Source organism: Serratia sp. MF1(2023) (assembly GCF_030954545.1).
Lineage (GTDB): Bacteria > Pseudomonadota > Gammaproteobacteria > Enterobacterales > Enterobacteriaceae > Serratia > Serratia sarumanii.
The window spans coordinates 24,714-43,726 of record NZ_JAVHUX010000038.1 but is presented as its reverse complement, the minus strand read 5'-3'; the positions used below and the strand labels follow the sequence as shown (position 1 = coordinate 43,726).

Annotated in this window: 21 protein-coding genes; 12 read left to right on the top strand and 9 right to left on the bottom strand. The window is 58.7% G+C overall.

The genetic code is table 11. From position 1 onward, the window contains the following. Positions 1-2: 2 nt before the first annotated feature. Positions 3-488, top strand: a complete 486-nt coding sequence (gene coaD, locus REA38_RS17960) for a pantetheine-phosphate adenylyltransferase (protein ID WP_033631353.1) — start codon at positions 3-5, stop codon at positions 486-488. Positions 489-492: 4 nt separating this feature from the next. Here the strand turns inward: coaD and mutM are convergent, their stop codons facing one another. The 4 genes from mutM to radC form a co-directional block, all read right to left on the bottom strand. Beyond that, positions 493-1,308, bottom strand: coding sequence for a bifunctional DNA-formamidopyrimidine glycosylase/DNA-(apurinic or apyrimidinic site) lyase (gene mutM, locus REA38_RS17955; protein ID WP_308886365.1), 816 nt, complete (start codon positions 1,306-1,308; stop codon positions 493-495). A gap of 81 nt (positions 1,309-1,389) precedes the next feature. Beyond that, positions 1,390-1,557 carry a 50S ribosomal protein L33 gene (gene rpmG / locus REA38_RS17950; RefSeq protein ID WP_002442576.1) on the bottom strand — a complete coding sequence of 56 codons (168 nt, stop codon included), beginning with the start codon at positions 1,555-1,557 and terminating at the stop codon, positions 1,390-1,392. Positions 1,558-1,568: 11 nt separating this feature from the next. Further along, entirely contained in the window at positions 1,569-1,805 is a 237-nt protein-coding gene (gene rpmB / locus REA38_RS17945; protein WP_004931195.1) for a 50S ribosomal protein L28, read from the bottom strand. A 262-nt stretch (positions 1,806-2,067) separates the two neighbouring features. Next, positions 2,068-2,751: a DNA repair protein RadC gene (radC, locus tag REA38_RS17940; RefSeq protein ID WP_033654522.1), complete on the bottom strand. Its 684-nt coding sequence runs from the start codon at positions 2,749-2,751 to the stop codon at positions 2,068-2,070. A 183-nt stretch (positions 2,752-2,934) separates the two neighbouring features. Here radC and coaBC point away from each other — a divergent pair, with 183 nt between their 5' ends. From coaBC to slmA, 3 genes are all read left to right on the top strand, one after another. Beyond that, positions 2,935-4,152: a bifunctional phosphopantothenoylcysteine decarboxylase/phosphopantothenate--cysteine ligase CoaBC gene (gene coaBC, locus REA38_RS17935; protein ID WP_308886364.1), complete on the top strand. Its 1,218-nt coding sequence runs from the start codon at positions 2,935-2,937 to the stop codon at positions 4,150-4,152. Beyond that, on the top strand, positions 4,130-4,588 hold the full coding sequence (gene dut / locus REA38_RS17930; RefSeq protein ID WP_033636478.1) for a dUTP diphosphatase: 459 nt from the start codon (positions 4,130-4,132) through the stop codon (positions 4,586-4,588). Before coaBC ends, dut begins: the two co-directional genes overlap by 23 nt. Before the next feature lie 250 nt (positions 4,589-4,838). Beyond that, positions 4,839-5,435, top strand: a complete 597-nt coding sequence (gene slmA / locus REA38_RS17925) for a nucleoid occlusion factor SlmA (protein ID WP_004931203.1) — start codon at positions 4,839-4,841, stop codon at positions 5,433-5,435. 31 nt (positions 5,436-5,466) lie between these two features. Here the strand turns inward: slmA and pyrE are convergent, their stop codons facing one another. Both pyrE and rph read right to left on the bottom strand, forming a co-directional pair. Beyond that, a complete protein-coding gene (pyrE, locus tag REA38_RS17920; protein WP_004931204.1) occupies positions 5,467-6,108 on the bottom strand; it encodes an orotate phosphoribosyltransferase in 642 nt (213 codons plus the stop codon). A gap of 96 nt (positions 6,109-6,204) precedes the next feature. Next, positions 6,205-6,921 (bottom strand): ribonuclease PH, encoded by a 717-nt coding sequence (rph, locus tag REA38_RS17915; protein ID WP_025160305.1) that lies wholly within the window; start codon positions 6,919-6,921, stop codon positions 6,205-6,207. Positions 6,922-7,047: 126 nt separating this feature from the next. On the opposite strand from rph, the gene REA38_RS17910 reads away from it, so the two are divergent. After that, positions 7,048-7,911, top strand: coding sequence for a YicC/YloC family endoribonuclease (locus tag REA38_RS17910; RefSeq protein WP_015379441.1), 864 nt, complete (start codon positions 7,048-7,050; stop codon positions 7,909-7,911). 95 nt (positions 7,912-8,006) lie between these two features. On the opposite strand, the gene REA38_RS17905 is transcribed toward REA38_RS17910, so the two are convergent. Then, positions 8,007-8,702 carry a hypothetical protein gene (locus REA38_RS17905; protein WP_308886362.1) on the bottom strand — a complete coding sequence of 232 codons (696 nt, stop codon included), beginning with the start codon at positions 8,700-8,702 and terminating at the stop codon, positions 8,007-8,009. A 363-nt stretch (positions 8,703-9,065) separates the two neighbouring features. On the opposite strand from REA38_RS17905, the gene REA38_RS17900 reads away from it, so the two are divergent. Next, complete coding sequence (locus REA38_RS17900) at positions 9,066-10,250, top strand: NupC/NupG family nucleoside CNT transporter (RefSeq protein WP_004931212.1); 1,185 nt, start codon at positions 9,066-9,068, stop codon at positions 10,248-10,250. A gap of 34 nt (positions 10,251-10,284) precedes the next feature. Here the strand turns inward: REA38_RS17900 and REA38_RS17895 are convergent, their stop codons facing one another. Beyond that, positions 10,285-10,719 carry a DUF3574 domain-containing protein gene (locus REA38_RS17895; protein WP_033636480.1) on the bottom strand — a complete coding sequence of 145 codons (435 nt, stop codon included), beginning with the start codon at positions 10,717-10,719 and terminating at the stop codon, positions 10,285-10,287. 252 nt (positions 10,720-10,971) lie between these two features. Between REA38_RS17895 and REA38_RS17890 the strand changes: the two genes are divergently transcribed. The 6 genes from REA38_RS17890 to recG all read left to right on the top strand — a co-directional run bounded on the left by REA38_RS17890 (position 10,972) and on the right by recG (position 17,662). Then, a complete protein-coding gene (locus tag REA38_RS17890) occupies positions 10,972-11,589 on the top strand; it encodes a trimeric intracellular cation channel family protein (protein WP_025304704.1) in 618 nt (205 codons plus the stop codon). Between the two features lie 210 nt (positions 11,590-11,799). Continuing rightward, a complete protein-coding gene (gene gmk / locus REA38_RS17885) occupies positions 11,800-12,423 on the top strand; it encodes a guanylate kinase (RefSeq protein WP_004931218.1) in 624 nt (207 codons plus the stop codon). A gap of 54 nt (positions 12,424-12,477) precedes the next feature. Further along, positions 12,478-12,753, top strand: a complete 276-nt coding sequence (gene rpoZ / locus REA38_RS17880; protein ID WP_004931221.1) for a DNA-directed RNA polymerase subunit omega — start codon at positions 12,478-12,480, stop codon at positions 12,751-12,753. An 18-nt stretch (positions 12,754-12,771) separates the two neighbouring features. Next, positions 12,772-14,883, top strand: coding sequence for a bifunctional GTP diphosphokinase/guanosine-3',5'-bis pyrophosphate 3'-pyrophosphohydrolase (gene spoT, locus REA38_RS17875; protein WP_019452189.1), 2,112 nt, complete (start codon positions 12,772-12,774; stop codon positions 14,881-14,883). Between the two features lie 5 nt (positions 14,884-14,888). After that, on the top strand, positions 14,889-15,584 hold the full coding sequence (trmH, locus tag REA38_RS17870) for a tRNA (guanosine(18)-2'-O)-methyltransferase TrmH (RefSeq protein WP_308886361.1): 696 nt from the start codon (positions 14,889-14,891) through the stop codon (positions 15,582-15,584). Then, a complete protein-coding gene (gene recG / locus REA38_RS17865) occupies positions 15,581-17,662 on the top strand; it encodes an ATP-dependent DNA helicase RecG (RefSeq protein WP_308886360.1) in 2,082 nt (693 codons plus the stop codon). The genes trmH and recG overlap by 4 nt, the downstream gene beginning before the upstream one ends. A gap of 42 nt (positions 17,663-17,704) precedes the next feature. Here the strand turns inward: recG and gltS are convergent, their stop codons facing one another. Beyond that, positions 17,705-18,916, bottom strand: coding sequence for a sodium/glutamate symporter (gene gltS / locus REA38_RS17860; RefSeq protein ID WP_033649747.1), 1,212 nt, complete (start codon positions 18,914-18,916; stop codon positions 17,705-17,707). Positions 18,917-19,013: the final 97 nt, after the last annotated feature.

Below are 19,013 nucleotides of genomic sequence, written 5' to 3'. Positions count from 1 at the left end.
TCATGACCAGCAAAGCCATCTATCCCGGGACCTTCGATCCCATGACCAACGGCCACCTGGATTTAGTGACGCGCGCGTCACTGATGTTCGATCACGTGATTCTGGCCATCGCCGCCAGCCCGAGCAAAAAGCCGCTGTTCAGCCTGGATGAGCGCGTGGCGTTGGCGACGCAGGTCACCTCGCATCTGGGCAATGTGGAAGTGCTGGGCTTCAGCGAGCTGATGGCGCACTTTGCCGCTCACCAAAATGCCAATATCCTGGTGCGCGGCCTGCGTGCGGTGTCTGACTTTGAATACGAATTGCAGCTGGCGAACATGAACCGCCATTTGATGCCGACGCTGGAAAGCGTGTTCCTGATGCCTTCCGAAGAGTGGTCGTTCATCTCCTCCTCACTGGTGAAGGAGGTCGCCCGTCACGGCGGCGATATCGCGCCTTTCCTGCCGGATGTGGTCACCCAGGCGCTGATGGCGAAGCTCGCCGCCGAGTAATTGCTCAGCGCTGGCAGCGGCGGCAAAAGAAGGTGCTGCGCTGCCCGTGCTTGGCGGATTCGATCGGCGTGCCGCACGCGCGGCAGGGTTCTCCCGCCCGACCGTAAACCTGCAGTTCCTGCGCGAAATATCCCGGTTTGCCGTCCGACTGCAAAAAGTCGCGCAATGTCGTGCCGCCCTGCTCGATAGAGCGCTGCAACACCGCCTTGATGGTCTGCGCCAGCAGCGCCGCTTCGGCTTTGCTCAACGATCCCGCGGGACGATCGGGCAAGATCCCGGCGCTGAACAGCGATTCGCTGGCGTAAATATTGCCGACCCCGACCACCAGCTTGTTATCCATCAGCCACGGTTTGATCAGCGTGCGCTTATTGCGTGATTTTTCATACAGGTAGTCGCCGTTGAACGCTTCGCTCAGCGGTTCCGGCCCCAGATACGCCAACACGCTGCTGGTCGCCAAATCTTCGCACCACAGCCAGGCGCCGAAACGGCGCGGATCGGTATAGCGCAGGATCATGCCGTTGCTGATCACCAGATCGACGTGGTCGTGTTTGCCGGCTTCGTCTTCGTTTTCCTCACGCAGCATGCGCAGGCTGCCCGACATGCCCAGGTGCACGATAATCCAACCGTTCTCCAGCTCGATCAGCAGATATTTGGCCCGGCGCTGCACGCTGAGCACCGGCCGATCGCTCAGCGTCAGGATCTGCTCGGAAACCGGCCAGCGCAGGCGCGCGTTGCGCACCACCGCATACTGAATGCTGTGGCCGACAAGATAAGGCTCTATACCGCGTCTGCTCGTCTCAACTTCCGGTAATTCAGGCATCTGGCTTCCCCTCCGACGTTTTCTACCCTTTATAAAACAAAAAACCCGGCCAAGGCCGGGTTTTTCATTAATCCACTAAAATTATTTAATTTTAGCTTCTTTGTATACTACGTGCTGACGGACAACTGGATCGAATTTCTTCAGTTCCAATTTTTCCGGCTTAGTACGCTTGTTCTTCGTGGTGGTATAGAAGTGACCAGTACCAGCAGAAGAAACCAGCTTGATCTTCTCGCGAACACCTTTAGCCATGATTCAGTTCCTTAATACTTCTCACCACGGGCACGCAGATCGGCCAGAACCGTCTCAATACCCTTCTTATCGATAACACGCATACCTTTAGCAGATACACGCAGAGTTACAAAGCGCTTCTCAGCCTCAACCCAAAAACGGTGTGAGTGCAGGTTAGGCAGAAAACGGCGTTTGGTCGCGTTCATTGCGTGGGAACGGTTGTTACCGCTCACCGGGCGCTTGCCAGTAACTTGGCAGACTCGGGACATGTCTATTCTCCAAAAATCAAATCAGCTCGAGCTTCGTATAGGGTATGGCCGCCTCGTCAGGCTTTTAGAGCCCATCTCAGCAAACTTCATACTGAGGAGACTCTCGTCATCAGGTAGAAACCACACATCAGGTCAGAAACCTGCTGAGATAGGCTCTTGCGCCAAACCCAAGATTCTCAAAGGTGGCGTAGTATACGCTCTGAAGCGTAAGTGCTCAAGTCCCGAACAGCTAAAGATCCCACAAGGATCGCGAAAAAATCGCTTAAAGCCATCCGCGCTCGGCAAAAGAGACGCATTCACCCCGACCGATCACCAAATGATCAAGCACTCGGATCTCCAATAACTGACAGGCTTTCACCACCTGTTCCGTTATCAAGCGGTCGGCATGACTGGGTTCAGCCTTACCCGAAGGGTGATTATGCGCGAGAATCAGCGCGGCGGCATTAGCCTTCAACGCTTCGCGCACAATTTCTCTCGGGTAGACGACGACGCTGCTGATGGTACCAGCAAACATCTCCTGATGGCGAATAACCCGGTGCTGATTGTCTAAAAACAATACCAAAAAGACCTCCCGCTCGCGATGCGCCAGCAGGCTTTGCAGATAATGCTGAGTGACGCGCGGATTGAGCATGGCGTTTTCCTGCGACAAATGGCTGGAAAAGAAGCGCAGCGCCAGCTCGGCAATCGCCTGCAGCTGCGTATAGCTGGCGTCCCCCAGGCCTTTTTGGCTGCAAAAAGCCTGATGATCGGCCGACATCAGGTGATAAAGCGAGCCGAACCGGCGCAGCAGCTGCTCCGCCAGCTGCATCACGTGCACGCCGGGCAACCCGGTGCGCAAGAAAATGGCCAACAGCTCTGCGTCGGACAGCGCCGCCGCCCCCTGCATCAACAGCTTTTCACGCGGTGCCAGCGCGCCCGGCCAGCACGCCACAATCGAGTTGCTCATCGTGTTCCTCCCTGAAAGGGCTACAGCATGCCATGTGCCACCCGGCGCGTTCGACAGGTGTTTGATAACATTGCGAAGTGTTTCGCAAAGCACAATGTAACGCCCTGCAGCCATTGCGGAATCGCTCACCTGAACGGCGGATATGCTAAAATGGCGCATCTTTCGGCTTTCAATCGGACAATGATGATGACGGGACTTTCCGGCAAACATATTGTGCTTGGCATCAGCGGCGGCATCGCCGCCTACAAATGCCCAGAGCTGGTGCGCCGCCTGCGCGACAGGGGCGCGGAAGTGCGCGTGGTGATGACCCACGCCGCCAAGGCGTTCATTACGCCACTGACGCTGCAGGCCGTTTCCGGCTACCCGGTGTCCGACGATCTGTTGGATCCCGCCGCCGAAGCCGCCATGGGCCACATCGAACTCGGCAAGTGGGCGGATCTGGTTATTCTGGCGCCGGCGACCGCCGATCTGCTGGCGCGCGTCGCCTCCGGCATGGCCAACGATCTGCTGACCACCGTCTGCCTGGCGACCGATGCCCCCATCGCCGCCGCGCCCGCCATGAACCAGCAGATGTATCGCGCCGCCGCCACGCAGGCCAACCTGCAAACGCTGCAGGCGCGCGGCATGCTGCTTTGGGGGCCGGACAGCGGCAGCCAGGCCTGCGGCGACGTCGGCCCGGGCCGCATGTTGGATCCGCTGAACATCGTCGACCTGGCGAACGCGCATTTTTCCGCCCCGCAGGATCTGCAACATTTGCAGGTTATGATCACCGCCGGCCCGACGCGTGAAGCGCTGGATCCGGTGCGTTTCATCAGCAACCACAGCTCCGGCAAAATGGGCTTCGCCATCGCCCGCGCCGCCGCCGCCCGCGGCGCGCAGGTGACGCTGATCGCCGGGCCGGTCAGCCTGCCGACGCCGCCATCGGTCACCCGAGTGGACGTCACCAGCGCGCTGGAGATGGAGCAGGCGGTGCAACAGCGCGCCGCGCAGCAGCAGATTTTCATCTCCTGCGCCGCCGTGGCCGACTACCGCCCCGAGCGGATCGCCGATGAAAAAATAAAAAAACAGGGTGATGAAATCATCCTCAAGATGGTAAAAAACCCCGACATCGTCGCCGGCGTGGCGGCGATGACCAAAAATCGACCGTTTGTCGTGGGGTTTGCCGCCGAAACCCAGAATGTGGAAGAATACGCGCGGCAAAAACTGGCGCGTAAGAAGCTGGATTTGATTTGCGCTAACGATGTATCGCTTGCAGAGCACGGGTTCAACAGCGACACCAATGCCCTGCACCTTTTTTGGCAGGATGGAGAGAAACGCCTGGCGCTAAGCGACAAGGCACTCCTTGGCCAACGTTTAATAGACGAGATAGTCAGCCGTTATGATGAAAAAAATCGACGTTAAGATCCTCGACCCGCGCATCGGTCAGGATTTCCCGCTACCGACCTACGCCACCCCGGGCTCCGCCGGTCTCGACCTGCGCGCCTGCCTGGACAGCGCGGTAGAGCTGGCGCCGGGTGAAACCACGCTGCTGCCTACCGGCCTCGCGATCCATATCGCCGACGCAAGCCTGGCGGCGGTGATCCTGCCGCGCTCAGGCCTGGGCCATAAGCACGGCGTCGTGCTGGGCAACCTGGTCGGCCTGATCGACTCCGATTATCAGGGCCAGCTGATGGTGTCCGTTTGGAACCGCGGCCAGAAGCACTTCACCATAGAGCCGGGTGAACGCATCGCGCAGATGGTCTTCGTGCCGGTGGTGCAGGCAGAATTCAACCTGGTGGAAGAATTCGACGGCAGCGAGCGCGGCGAAGGCGGCTTCGGCCACTCGGGGCGCCACTAAGCGCCACCCAAGGCACGAGGGCCGGCAGGGAAACGTCGCCTGAACCTTGCCTTTCCGGGGAGAAGGATGTCTCTGCGGCAAGGTTTTACCGCGACAATTGCAGCGCACACCAGGCAGCGCGGAAAAGGCCGTTAAGGCCGCTGACCCCAGCATCGTAAAAAAGCTATCACATAAGCCGCACAGAGCCTGCTCTGCAGCGGCCGGTGCCCGGGTTTCCGTCAGTTAAGTTTTAGCAAGGGTCTAATCAGACATGGCAGAAAAAGAAAAGACGAAAAGGAATCGGCGCGAGGAAATATTGCAGGCGTTAGCCCAGATGCTGGAGTCCAGCGACGGCAGCCAACGCATCACCACCGCCAAGCTCGCCGCGAACGTGGGTGTTTCTGAAGCTGCGCTGTACCGGCATTTCCCCAGCAAGACACGGATGTTCGACAGCCTGATCGAGTTTATCGAAGACAGCCTGATCACCCGCATCAACCTGATCTTGCAGGACGAGAAAGAGACGTTTAATCGTCTGCGCCTGATTTTACTGCTGATTCTGGGCTTTGCGGAACGCAACCCGGGGCTGACGCGCATCATGACCGGCCACGCGCTGATGTTTGAACAGGATCGCCTGCAGGGCCGCATCAACCAGCTGTTCGAACGCATCGAGGCGCAGCTGCGACAGGTGCTGAAAGAGCGCAAATTGCGCGAAGGCAAAGGCTTTATCGTCGATGAAACGCTGCTGGCCAGCCAGCTGCTGGCCTTCTGCGAAGGCATGTTGTCGCGCTATGTGCGTTCGGAATTCCGCTATCGCCCAACGCAGGAATTCGACGCCCGCTGGCCGCTGTTGGCGGCCCAGCTGCAATAAAGATAACGCCGGGCATGCCCGGCGTTTTTACTTACACCCCGTACTGCTCGCGGTAAGCGCGCACCGCCGCCAGGTGGTCCGCCATTTCCGGCTTCTCTTCCAGATAGGCGATCAGGTCCTTCAGCGTCACGATCGAAATCACCTTGCAGTGATAGTCGCGTTCCACTTCCTGAATGGCGGAGATATCCGCGCGGCCGCGTTCCTGACGGTCGAGGGAAATCAGCACGCCCGCCAGCGAAGCGCCGCTGGCGCCGATGATTTCCATCGACTCGCGGATCGCGGTGCCGGCGGTGATCACATCGTCCACCAACATCACGCGCCCCTGCAGCGGGCTGCCTACCAGCGAACCGCCTTCGCCGTGGGTCTTGGCTTCCTTGCGGTTAAAGCAGTAAGGCACGTCGCGCTCATGGTGTTCCGCCAACGCCACCGCCGTAGTGGTGGCGATAGGAATGCCTTTATAGGCCGGGCCAAACAGCAGGTCGAAATCGATGCCGGAGTCCATCAGGGCTTCGGCGTAGAAGCGCCCCAACAGCGCAAGATCGCGCCCGGTATTAAACAGGCCGGCGTTGAAGAAATACGGGCTGGTGCGGCCGGATTTCAGGGTGAACTCGCCGAATTTCAATACCTGCTTGTTAAGCGCGAACTCGATAAACTGGCGCTGATAGGCTTTCATTACTGCTTCTCCTCGTCTGAATCTGCTTAGGTCTTGTTATTACTGCCGCCCGATCGCCGGGCATAAAAAAGGCGACTTCTCAGTCGCCTTAAAAAATCAGTCCGCCAGCGCCGCTTTCTGCGCCTGGAAGATGGTTTCGATGCCCCCTCGGGCCAGCGCCAATAGCGCCAACAGCTCATCGTGGCTGAACGGCTCGCCTTCGGCGGTGCCCTGCACCTCAATCATGCGGCCATCTTCCATCATCACTACGTTCATGTCGGTTTCCGCCGCGGAATCCTCCACATACTCCAGATCGCACAGCGCTTCGCCATTGACGATGCCGACGGAAACCGCCGCCACCATGCCCTTCATCGGGTTGGCTTTCAGCTTGCCGTTGGCCACCAGCGTGTTCAACGCATCGGCCAGCGCCACGCAGGCGCCGGAGATCGAGGCAGTTCGGGTACCGCCGTCGGCCTGCAGTACGTCGCAGTCGAGGGTGATGGTGAATTCACCGAGCTTTTTCAGGTCTACCGCGGCGCGCAGCGAGCGGGCGATCAGGCGCTGGATCTCCAGCGTGCGGCCACCCTGTTTGCCTTTGGCGGCTTCACGAGCGTTGCGGCTGTGGGTGGAGCGCGGCAGCATGCCGTACTCGGCGGTGATCCAACCTTGCCCCTGGCCTTTCAGGAAGCGCGGAACGCCCTCTTCTACCGTGGCGGTGCACAAGACTTTGGTATCGCCAAACTCAACCAGCACTGAACCTTCAGCGTGTTTGGTATAGTGACGGGTCAGTGTCAGGGGGCGAACTTGCTGTGGTGCTCTGCCTGCAGGACGCATGGGCTCTCTCCGGCTTCAAATCAACTATTGGCTGCGCATTATACGGGCTTCGTGACGTAATGCCTATCCTGCCCGCAGCCGCGACGCTATAATCGCCCCATCTTTTCCTATTACGGGTACGCATCAATGATCCGCAGCATGACCGCCTACGCCCGGCGTGAAATCAAGGGTGAATGGGGCAGCGCAGCCTGGGAGCTGCGTTCCGTTAACCAGCGCTACTTAGAAACCTACATCCGCCTGCCGGAACAATTCCGCAGCCTGGAGCCGGTGATCCGTGAACGTATCCGTGGCCGCCTGACCCGCGGCAAAGTCGAATGCAACCTGCGTTTCGAGCTGGATCCAAGCGCGCAAAGCTCGCTGATCCTGAACGAAAAACTGGCCAAACAGCTGGTCGAAGCCGCCAACTGGGTGAAAATGCAGAGCGACGAAGGGGAAATCAACCCGATCGACGTGCTGCGCTGGCCGGGCGTGATGTCCGCGCAGGAGCAGGATCTGGACGCCATCAGCGCCGAGCTGATGCAGGCGCTGGACGGCGCGCTGGATGACTTCATCGTCGCACGTGAAAGCGAAGGCGCCGCGCTGAAAACGCTGATCGAACAACGCCTCGACGGCGTCAGCGCCGAAGTGGTCAAAGTGCGCGCCCAGATGCCGAACATCCTGCAATGGCAGCGCGAGCGTCTGGTCAGCAAGCTGGAAGAGGCGCAGGTACAGCTGGAAAACACCCGCCTGGAGCAAGAGCTGGTGCTGATGGCGCAGCGCATCGACGTCGCCGAAGAGCTGGACCGTCTGGAAGCGCACGTGAAAGAGACGCACAACATCCTGAAGAAGAAAGAAGCCGTCGGCCGCCGCCTCGACTTTATGATGCAGGAGTTCAACCGCGAATCGAACACCCTGGCCTCCAAGTCGATCAACGCCGACGTCACCGCTTCCGCTATCGAGCTGAAGGTGCTGATCGAGCAGATGCGCGAGCAGATCCAGAATATCGAGTGATCCCGCTCCGCACGCCACCAAGCCCGCGCCAAGCGGGCTTTTTTATATGGCTAAAATAAAAGCCAGCCGGATTTGAAGAAGGAATATAAATTAGATTAGTCAATTAGTTTTTGCTGATAGCTAAATTTATCAAACATTGCGATCCAATCAATCAATTTAGCTGTATTTTCTTGGATATTGCTATCGTTTGATATTTGCTTTAGATAAAATATAATATTCATCCATGCTTTTAAATGTCGACCACTGAGTTCTGCATTAACTGATACTAAAGATAACATCATGGGCAATTCAAATTCAGCAGCTAGAATTAGATTTTCTGAAAATGAACTACTTCCAAGTTCATCCGTAAGCTTTTCCTTCAGTAGCACTAAAGCGCTCTGATTTTCATCATGTTCTGAAGAGTGAAACTTAAACTTTGCGCCAGTAACCCCATCACTAAGCTCTACCTCTTCAAATACACGTCTTAACAAGGCCCTAAGCTGGGATCTAAGTCTGTGTTCTATCTCTATCTTACCATTCTGTAGAGACATTTCCTTATTATGTTCTTGTTTTGCCGCCTCAGATGCCCTAACAACATCAATCACAAAAATGAAAAGCACCATTTCTATTATCATTCCAGTAATTTCTGGTAGTAAATTATCTGAAAAATAACTTGAAAATAAAGGATCACTATCAAACCCATATATTGAAAATGTTATTTTTATAATAAAAACAAATGCTATAAAAATGCATACGTAAATCCTAAATATTGAATCACTAGCCTCGGAAAGGACTCTAAATATATATTTCACTTAAAACCCAGAAAAAATAATTTTGTAAAATCACAACATAATAACATATACCAATGCATTAAAAACATCCAATATTGATGAAAAAATCACCCAAAAACTCTAAAGTAGACAACAACCGAGCATTTTTTATGCTAATAACTAGAATATGTAAGAGGAAAAATCAAGCTGTGACACATTTTTCTATAGGAAGACTATAGGCTTATTTTTATAAAAAACTGCCGAGCAGCGCGTGCGGATGACAATCGGCAAGATATCCCGCACGCCATAAGTATTTTGTTCTAATTATCACGCAAGGTAATGAAAGGGCGGCGATGCTGTGGCTAAATGTGTTTTTTTCCTGCCCGTGAACCGTACGGACCGTTTATGCCACAAATTCTGCAATTTATTATGGCTCTGGTGGTGATCATCGCCCTGGCGCTGCTGGTCAGCAATAATCGCAAGAAAATCCGCCTGCGCTATATCATCCAGCTGCTGGTGATCGAAGGCGCGCTGGCCTATTTCTTCCTGCACTCCGCCAGCGGACTCAGCGTGATCAAACACGTCGCCGGCTTCTTCGACACCCTGCTCGCCTACGCCGCCCAAGGATCGGAGTTCGTGTTCGGCGGCATGAGCAAGGATGGTCTGGCATTCATCTTCCTCGGCGTTTTGTGCCCTATCATCTTTATTTCCGCCCTGATCGGCATTTTGCAGCATTTCCGCATCCTGCCGCTGATCATTCGCCTGGTCGGCACCTTGCTGTCCAAGGTCAACGGCATGGGCAAGCTGGAATCGTTCAACGCCGTCAGCACGCTGGTGCTGGGGCAGTCGGAGAACTTCATCGCCTATAAAGGCATCATCGGCGATATCTCGCCGCGCCGCATGTACACCATGGCCGCGACCGCCATGTCGACGGTATCGCTCTCCATCGTCGGCGCCTACATGTCGATGATCGACGCGCAGTACGTAGTGGCGGCATTGATCCTTAACATGTTCAGCACCTTCATCATTCTGTCGATCATCAACCCGTATCAGGTCGAAGACGAGCCGGAGCTGAAGCTGAACAAACTGCATGAAGATCAGAGTTTCTTCGAAATGTTGGGCGAATACATTCTGGCCGGCTTCAAAATTGCGATGATCATCGCGGCGATGCTGATCGGCTTTATCGCGCTGATCTCCGCCGTCAATGCGCTGTTCTCCGCGGTGCTCGGCATCAGCTTCCAGCAGATCCTCGGCTATGTGTTCTATCCGCTGGCCTGGCTGATCGGTATCCCGGCGGAAGAGGCTCTGAAGGCGGGCAGCATCATGGCGACCAAACTGGTGGCCAACGAATTCGTGGCGATGATTGAGCTGAAGAAAATCGCGGCGGAGCTGTCGCCGCGCGGGCTGGGCATTCTGTCGGTGTTCTTGGTGTCGTTCGCCAACTTCGCCTCCATCGGCATCGTCGCCGGCGCCATCAAGGGGCTGAACGAGCAGCAAGGCAACGTGGTTTCCCGTTTTGGCCTGAAGTTGGTTTACGGCTCGACGCTGGTGAGCCTGTTGTCGGCGGCCATCGCCGGCCTGGTGCTGTAATCCCCACTCCCGGCCGCAGGGCCGGGAGTTCGCTTTAAAACGCCACGCACACCGGCGCATCCACCCGCATTACCGAATCCTGCGCAAACTGCTGCTTGTAGCCGCTGCGCAGCGCCTCGATATTCATCTCGCTCTCTTTGCCCGGCGCATGGATCAGCAGCAGCGCCTTGCTGTTCTCGCGCGCCAGCTTGCCATCGTGGCCCAGCCACTGCCCTTTGGCATCAAAGACCGTCAGCCCGTCTTTAAAGCGCGGCGTCACCTGGCTATCGACGAAGGTTTGCCACTCGGCGGCGGTGATCGCCGGCCCCGCCGGGCGATTCAGGCCGAAGTAGAGCGTTGTCTGCACCAGCGGATCGCCGGTGCGGCAAGCCGGGGCGGGTGGCACAGCCTGGTGGCCTGGCGCCACGCAGCCGCTCAGCAGCAGGGCGGCCACCACGGCGCCGGCGGCCAATCTCGGGGAGTTTTTCATCTGCAGTCTCGGTTTATCGGTTGAAGGATTCGCTGCAAAAAGCATAGTCAGCGATGGAAACAAGCGCGAAATTTCTAATGCTTTCATCAACAGCCAGATGTTAAAAAAGGCTGGTTATCGGCAATAAAAACGGAGTTTGGATTAGCTAAATTAATCCGAAACGCCATCGGTGAAAAAAACTCAGTGGCGCGCGCCATCGGCGGCGATTACCCTGCCGGCCATCATTCTGACGCAAGTACGCTGTGAATCCCTATGTTACTGAGCATCCTTTATATCATCGGCATCACCGCCGAAGCCATGACCGGCGCGCTGGCGGCCGGCCGCCGCCAAATGGACATGTTCGGCGTGATCATCATCGCTTCGGTCACGGCGATCGGCGGCGGGTCGGTGCGCGATATGCTGCTCGGGCATTTTCCATTGGGCTGGGTCAAACACCCGGAATACATCGTCATCGTCGCGATAGCGGCGATCGTCACCACCTGGGTGGCTCCCCTGATGCGCCATTTGCGCCGCCTGTTCCTGGTGCTCGACGCCGTCGGCCTGATCGTCTTCTCCATCATCGGCGCGCAGGTGGCCCTGGATATGGGACACAGCGCCATTATCGCCGCCATCGCCGCGGTGATCACCGGCGTCTTCGGCGGGGTGCTGCGCGACATGTTCTGCAACCGTATCCCGCTGGTTTTCCAGAAGGAGATCTACGCCGGCATCTCCTTCAGCGCCGCCTGGCTGTATATCGGCCTGCAGCACCTCAGCCTGCCGCACAATCTGGTGGTGATCCTCACGCTGGTCGCCGGCCTGAGCGCGCGTCTTATCGCCCTGCGCTTCCGCCTTGGCCTGCCGGTGTTCAACTACCAGCATCCGGATCACTGATCCCGGGGCGGCAGCGCGCCGCCGCTGGGCCAAAACCGCCAAAATGTCGCTCTTCAGCGCGCATATTCGCTCATTCGACGCTTTTTCCGCGCAAAGCCACGGGCAAAATGCGAGCTAACGCTGCACCCGGCGCGTTAGCCGTGTATACTGTGCGGAGAAAATACACATCCGCTGTTTTTGGCATATCAACCGTTATCAACGAACATCATCATGGCTCAAGGCACGCTTTATATTGTCTCTGCTCCCAGTGGCGCAGGTAAATCAAGTCTGATTCAGGCTTTGTTAAAGACGCAACCGCTGTACGACACGCAGGTTTCGGTTTCGCACACCACGCGCGACAGCCGCCCGGGTGAAAATCACGGCGAGCACTATTTCTTCGTCTCGAAAGACGAATTCCGCCGGATGATCGAGCAGGATGCGTTTCTTGAGCACGCCGAAGTGTTCGGCAACTATTACGGCACCTCGCGCGCCGCCATCGAACAAGTGTTGGCGACCGGCGTAGACGTGTTTCTGGATATCGACTGGCAGGGCGCGCAGCAAATCCGCGCCAAAATGCCGCAGGCGCGCAGCATCTTCATTCTGCCGCCGTCGAAGGAAGAACTGGGCCGCCGCCTGCGGGGGCGCGGGCAGGACTCCGAAGAGGTGATCGCCAAACGCATGGCTCAGGCCGTGGCGGAAATGACGCATTACGCGGAGTACGATTACCTGATCGTGAACGATGACTTCGATCTGGCGCTGTCCGATCTGAAGACCATCATTCGCGCCGAACGCCTGCGTTTGGGCCGCCAGTTGCTGCGGCATGACGCTTTAATCAGCAAACTATTGGCAGACTGAAGGCAGTTTCAGTATCATGCCCAGTCTTTTCGTCACCTGTGGAGTAGCACAAATATGGCACGCGTAACTGTTCAAGACGCTGTAGAGAAAATTGGTAACCGTTTTGACCTGGTGTTGGTCGCTGCTCGTCGGGCGCGTCAGATCCAGACCGGCGGCAAAGATGCACTGGTTCCGGAAGAGAACGACAAGTACACCGTTATCGCCCTGCGCGAAATCGAAGAAGGCCTGATCACCAGCCAGATCCTCGACGTGCGTGAGCGCCAGGAGCAGCAAGAGCAGGAAGCCGCAGAGATTCAAGCGGTTACCGCGATTGCTGAAGGTCGTCGTTAATTAGACAGCGAGTCCGCCTTGTACCTGTTTGAAAGCCTGAATCTGCTGATTCAACGTTACCTGCCCGAGGAGCAGATTAAGCGCCTCAAACAGGCATACCTCGTCGCGCGCGACGCGCACGAGGGCCAGACACGCTCCAGCGGTGAGCCCTACATTACTCACCCGGTCGCCGTGGCCTGCATCCTGGCGGAAATGCGTCTCGACCACGAGACGCTGATGGCGGCGTTGTTGCACGACGTCATCGAAGACACCCCGGCCACCTATCAAGATATGGAACAGCTGTTCGGCAAGAGCGTCGCCGAACTGGTTGAGGGCGTCTCCAAGCTCGACAAACTGAAGTTCCAGGACAAGAAAGAAGCGCAGGCGGAAAACTTCCGCAAGATGATCATGGCGATGGTGCAGGATATCCGCGTCGTACTGATCAAGCTGGCCGACCGTACGCACAACATGCGCACCCTCGGTTCGCTGCGCCCCGACAAACGCCGGCGCATCGCGCGTGAAACCCTGGAAATCTACAGCCCGCTCGCCCACCGTCTGGGTATTCATCACCTGAAGACCGAGCTGGAAGAGCTGGGCTTCGAGGCGCTGTACCCGAACCGTTATCGCGTGATCAAGGAAGTGGTGAAAGCCGCACGCGGCAACCGCAAAGAGATGATTCAAAAAATCCTCTCCGAGATCGAAGGGCGACTGACCGAAGCCGGCATCGCCTGCCGCGTCAGCGGGCGGGAAAAACACCTCTACTCCATCTACCTCAAGATGCACCTCAAAGAACAGCGTTTCCATTCCATCATGGATATCTACGCGTTCCGGGTGATCGTGAAAGAGGTCGATACCTGCTACCGCGTGCTCGGCCAGGTGCACAGCCTGTACAAACCGCGCCCGGGGCGAGTGAAAGATTACATCGCCATTCCCAAGGCCAACGGCTATCAATCGCTGCATACCTCGCTGATCGGCCCGCACGGCGTGCCGGTCGAAGTGCAGATCCGCACCGAAGACATGGACCAGATGGCTGAGATGGGGGTAGCCGCGCACTGGGCTTACAAGGAAAGAGAACAGGGCGAAACCGGCACCACGGCGCAGATCCGCGCCCAGCGCTGGATGCAGAGCCTGCTGGAACTGCAGCAAAGCGCCGGTAGTTCGTTTGAGTTTATCGAGAGCGTCAAATCCGATCTGTTCCCGGATGAGATTTACGTTTTCACCCCGGAAGGCCGCATCGTCGAGCTGCCCGCCGGCGCCACGCCGGTCGATTTCGCCTATGCGGTGCATACCGATATCGGCCATGCCTGCGTCGGCGCGCGCGTCGATCGTCAGCCATACCCGCTGTCGCAGTCGCTGACCAGCGGCCAGACCGTCGAGATCATCACCGCGCCGGGCGCGCGGCCCAACGCCGCCTGGCTGAACTTCGTGGTCAGCTCGAAAGCGCGCGCCAAAATTCGCCAGATGCTGAAGAACCTCAAGCGCGACGACTCCGTCGGCCTCGGCCGCCGTCTGCTCAACCACGCGCTGGGCGGCAGCCGCAAGCTGGCCGAAATCCCGCAGGAAAACATTCAGCACGAGCTGGACCGTATGAAGCTGGCGACGCTGGACGATCTGCTGGCGGAAATCGGCCTCGGCAACGCCATGAGCGTGGTGGTGGCGAAGAACCTGCAGGGCGATCAGTCCAGCCTGGGCGCATCCTCCGGCGTGCGTAACCTGGCCATCAAGGGCGCCGACGGGGTGTTGATCACCTTCGCCAAGTGCTGCCGCCCGATTCCGGGCGATCCGATTATCGCTCACGTCAGCCCGGGCAAAGGGCTGGTGATCCACCATGAGTCCTGCCGCAATATTCGCGGCTATCAGAAAGAGCCTGAGAAGTTCATGGCGGTCGAGTGGGATAAAGAGACCGAGCAGGAGTTCATCGCCGAGATCAAGGTGGATATGTTCAACCACCAGGGCGCGCTGGCCAACCTGACGGCGGCGATCAACGCGGCCGAGTCCAATATTCAGAGCCTGAACACCGAAGAGAAAGACGGTCGGGTTTATAGCGCCTTTATCCGCTTGACCACCCGCGATCGCATCCATTTGGCAAACATTATGCGTAAAATCCGTATCATGCCGGATGTGATCAAAGTTAACCGTAACCGAAACTAGCGCTTATGAGTCCTGAACGCTATGCGCGGATTTGTGAAATGCTCGCGACCCGGCAGCCGGATTTGACGGTCTGCCTGGAGCAAGTGCACAAGCCGCATAACGTCTCCGCCATTATCCGCACCGCCGACGCCGTCGGCGTGCATCAGGTCCACGCCGTGTGGCCCACCACCCGCATGCGCACCCTGGTTTCCTCCGCCGCCGGCAGCAACAGCTGGGTCAGCGTCAAAACCCATCGCACCATCGACGACGCGGTCGGTCATCTGAAAGCGCAGGGCATGCAAATTCTGGCCACCAACCTGTCTGCGCGCGCGGTCGATTTCCGCGAGGTGGACTACACCCGGCCCACCTGCGTGCTGCTCGGCCAGGAAAAAACCGGCATCACCGAAGAAGCGCTGGCGCTGGCCGATCAGGACATCGTCATTCCGATGATCGGCATGGTGCAATCGCTCAACGTCTCCGTGGCCTCGGCGCTGATCCTGTATGAAGCGCAGCGCCAGCGGCAGAACGCCGGCCTGTATCGCCGCGACAACAGCATGCTGGATGAAGAAGAGCAGCAGCGTCTGCTGTTCGAAGGCGGTTACCCGGTGCTGGCCAACGTAGCCAAGCGCAAAGGGCTGCCACGCCCGCAGATTGACGAGCAGGGCCAGGTGGTCGCCAGCGCCGAATGGTGGGCGGCCATGCAGGCGACGGTGCGCAAATGAAAGGCCGCCTGCTGGATGCTGTCCCACTCACCACGCTTTCCGGGGTTGGCGCCAGCCAGGCGGGCAAACTGGCCAAACTCGGCCTCGAGACCATTCAGGATCTGCTGCTGCACCTGCCGCTGCGCTACGAAGACCGCACCCGCCTCTACCCGATCAACGATCTGCTGCCGGGCATCTACGCCACGGTAGAAGGGGAAGTGCTGCGCAGCGACATCAGCTTCGGCCGCCGCCGCATGCTGACCTGCCAGATCAGCGACGGCACCGGCATCCTCACCATGCGGTTCTTCAACTTCAACGCCGCAATGAAGAACAGCCTGGCCACCGGCCGCCGCGTGACCGCCTACGGCGAGATCAAGCGCGGCAACCACGGCGCGGAAATCATCCATCCGGAATACCGCATTCAGGGCGAAGCCAGCGAGGTTGAACTGCAAGAGTCGCTGACGCCGGTCTACCCCACCACCGAAGGGGTGCGGCAGGCCACGCTGCGCAAGCTAACCGATCAGGCGCTGGAGCTGCTGGATACCTGCGCCATCGCCGAACTGCTGCCGCCGGAGCTGAGCGGCGGCCTGATGAGCCTGCCGCAGGCGCTGCACACCCTGCATCGCCCGCCGCCGGACATCCAGCTGGCGGATCTGGAGCTGGGCAAACACCCGGCGCAAAAACGCCTGATCCTTGAAGAGCTGCTGGCGCATAACCTCAGCATGCTGGCGGTGCGCGCCGGCGCGCAGAGCTATCAGGCGCAGCCGCTGCTGTCGGACGATCGGCTGAAAAACCGTTTTCTCGCCCAGCTGCCGTTCTCGCCGACCGGCGCGCAAACGCGCGTGGTGGCCGACATCGAAGCCGATATGCAAAAAGACTTCCCGATGATGCGGCTGGTGCAGGGCGACGTCGGCTCCGGCAAAACGCTGGTGGCGGCGCTGGCGGCGCTGCGCGCCATCGCGCACGGCAAGCAGGTAGCGCTGATGGCGCCGACCGAGCTGCTGGCCGAGCAGCACGCCAACAATTTCCGTCAGTGGTTTGAACCGCTGGGGCTGGAGGTCGGCTGGCTGGCCGGCAAACAGAAAGGCAAGGCGCGCATCGCGCAGCAGGAGGCTATCGCCAGCGGCCAGGTGTCGATGGTGGTCGGCACCCACGCCATCTTCCAGGAGCAGGTGCAGTTCAACGGCCTGGCGCTGGTGATCATTGATGAGCAGCACCGCTTCGGGGTGCATCAGCGGCTGGCGCTGTGGGAGAAAGGCGAAGAGCAAGGCTTCCACGCCCATCAGCTGATCATGACCGCCACGCCGATCCCGCGCACGCTGGCGATGACCGCCTATGCCGATCTCGATACCTCGGTCATCGACGAGCTGCCGCCGGGCCGTACGCCGGTGACCACCGTCGCCATCCCCGATACCCGCCGCGCCGACATCATTCAACGGGTGAAGAGCGCCTGTCTGGAAGAGGGGCGGCAGGCTTACTGGGTATGTACGCTGATCGAAGAGTCCGAGCTGCTGGAAGCGCAGGCGGCGGAAGCCACCTGGGAAGAACTGAAAACCGCGCTGCCAGAGCTGAAGGTAGCGCTGGTGCACGGCCGCATGAAAGCGCAGGAAAAGCAGGCGGTGATGCAGGCGTTTAAACAGGGCGAGCTACAGCTGTTGGTGGCCACTACGGTGATCGAAGTCGGCGTCGACGTGCCGAACGCCAGCCTGATGATCATCGAAAACCCGGAGCGGCTGGGCCTGGCGCAGCTGCACCAGCTGCGCGGCCGCGTAGGGCGCGGCGCCGTGGCCTCACACTGCGTGCTGCTGTACAAAACGCCGCTGAGCAAGACTGCGCAAACGCGCCTGCAGGTGCTGCGCGACAGCAACGATGGCTTCGTCATCGCGCAGCGCGATCTGGAGATCCGCGGCCCGGGCGAGCTGCTGGGCACCCGCCAGACCGGCAGCGCCGAATTCAAGGTGGCGGATCTGCTGCGCGATCAGGCGATGATCCCCGAAGTGCAGCGCGTCGCTCGCCATCTCCATCAGCACTATCCGGAGCACGCCCAGGCGCTGATCGAACGCTGGCTGCCGGAGAAGGCGCGCTACTCCAACGCATAAAAAAGGGCGCCGCAGGCGCCCTTTTCGCGATGACCCGCGATATCACCCCACCGCCGGGAACACCGGCAGCAGCAGATACAGCTTGATGACGATGGCATTGGCGATATCGATAAAGAACGCCCCCACCATCGGCACCACCAAAAACGCCACGTGCGACGGGCCGAAACGATCGGTGATCGCCTGCATGTTGGCGATCGCCGTCGGCGTGGCGCCCATGCCGAAGCCGCAGTGGCCGGCAGCCAGCACCGCCGCGTCGTAGTTTTTACCCATCACCCGATAGGTGACGAAGATCGCGTACAGCGCCATGACCAGCGTCTGCACCGCCAGGATCGCCAGCATCGGCAGCGCCAGCGAGGCCAGCTCCCACAGGCGCAGGCTCATCAACGCCATCGCCAGGAACAGCGACAGGCTGACGTTGCCCAGCACCGACACCGCCCGCTCGAACACGGTATAGAAACCGGTGAAGGCCAGCGTGTTGCTGAGGATCACCCCGACGAACAGCACGCAAACGAAGTTCGGCAGTTCAAACACCGTGCCGCTCAGCAGGCCGGCAATCAGCTGCCCCAGACTCAGACAGATGGCGATCATGGCGATGGTTTCGATCATCACCAGCGAGGTGATCAGACGGCCGCTTTCCGGCTTCTCGAAGCCGCTCGGCTGCACGCTGTCATCCGGGGTGCCTTCCGGCGTGGAGGAGTGCTTGACCAGATAGCGCGCCACCGGGCCGCCGATCAGGCCGCCCAGCACCAGGCCGAAGGTGGCGCAGGCCATGGCGACTTCCGTGGCGTTCTCGAAGCCGTAGCGCTCGATGAATAGCTTGCTCCAGGCCGCCCCGGTGCCGTGGCCGCCCGACAGGGTGATCGACCCGGCGATCAGGCCCATCAGCGGATCCAACCCCAGCATTTTCGCCATGCCGATGCCGATGGCGTTCTGCACGATAAGCAGCCCCAGCACCACGAACAGGAACACCACCAGCACCTTGCCGCCGGCGCGCAAACGCGCCAGGTTGGCGTTCAGGCCGATGGTGGCGAAGAAGGCCAGCATCAGCGGATCCTTCAGCGACATGTCAAAACTGATTTCCCAGTTGACGAGCTTTTTCAGGGCTAACAGCAGGAGGGCCACCAGCAAACCGCCGGCGACGGGAGCGGGAATGGTATATTTTCGCAGCAGAGGAATGGTTCTGACGCACTTGCCCCCGAGGAGCAAAACCAGCGTCGCCGCGACTAACGTGCCATAAGTATCAAGATGAAACATCCAGGTACTCCATGTAAGGAAAAAGATCCAAATAAAAATAATAAGTTATAGAAAACCACTGAGTTTTTAAACTTGATGAGTGCAGGATTAGAAGTAA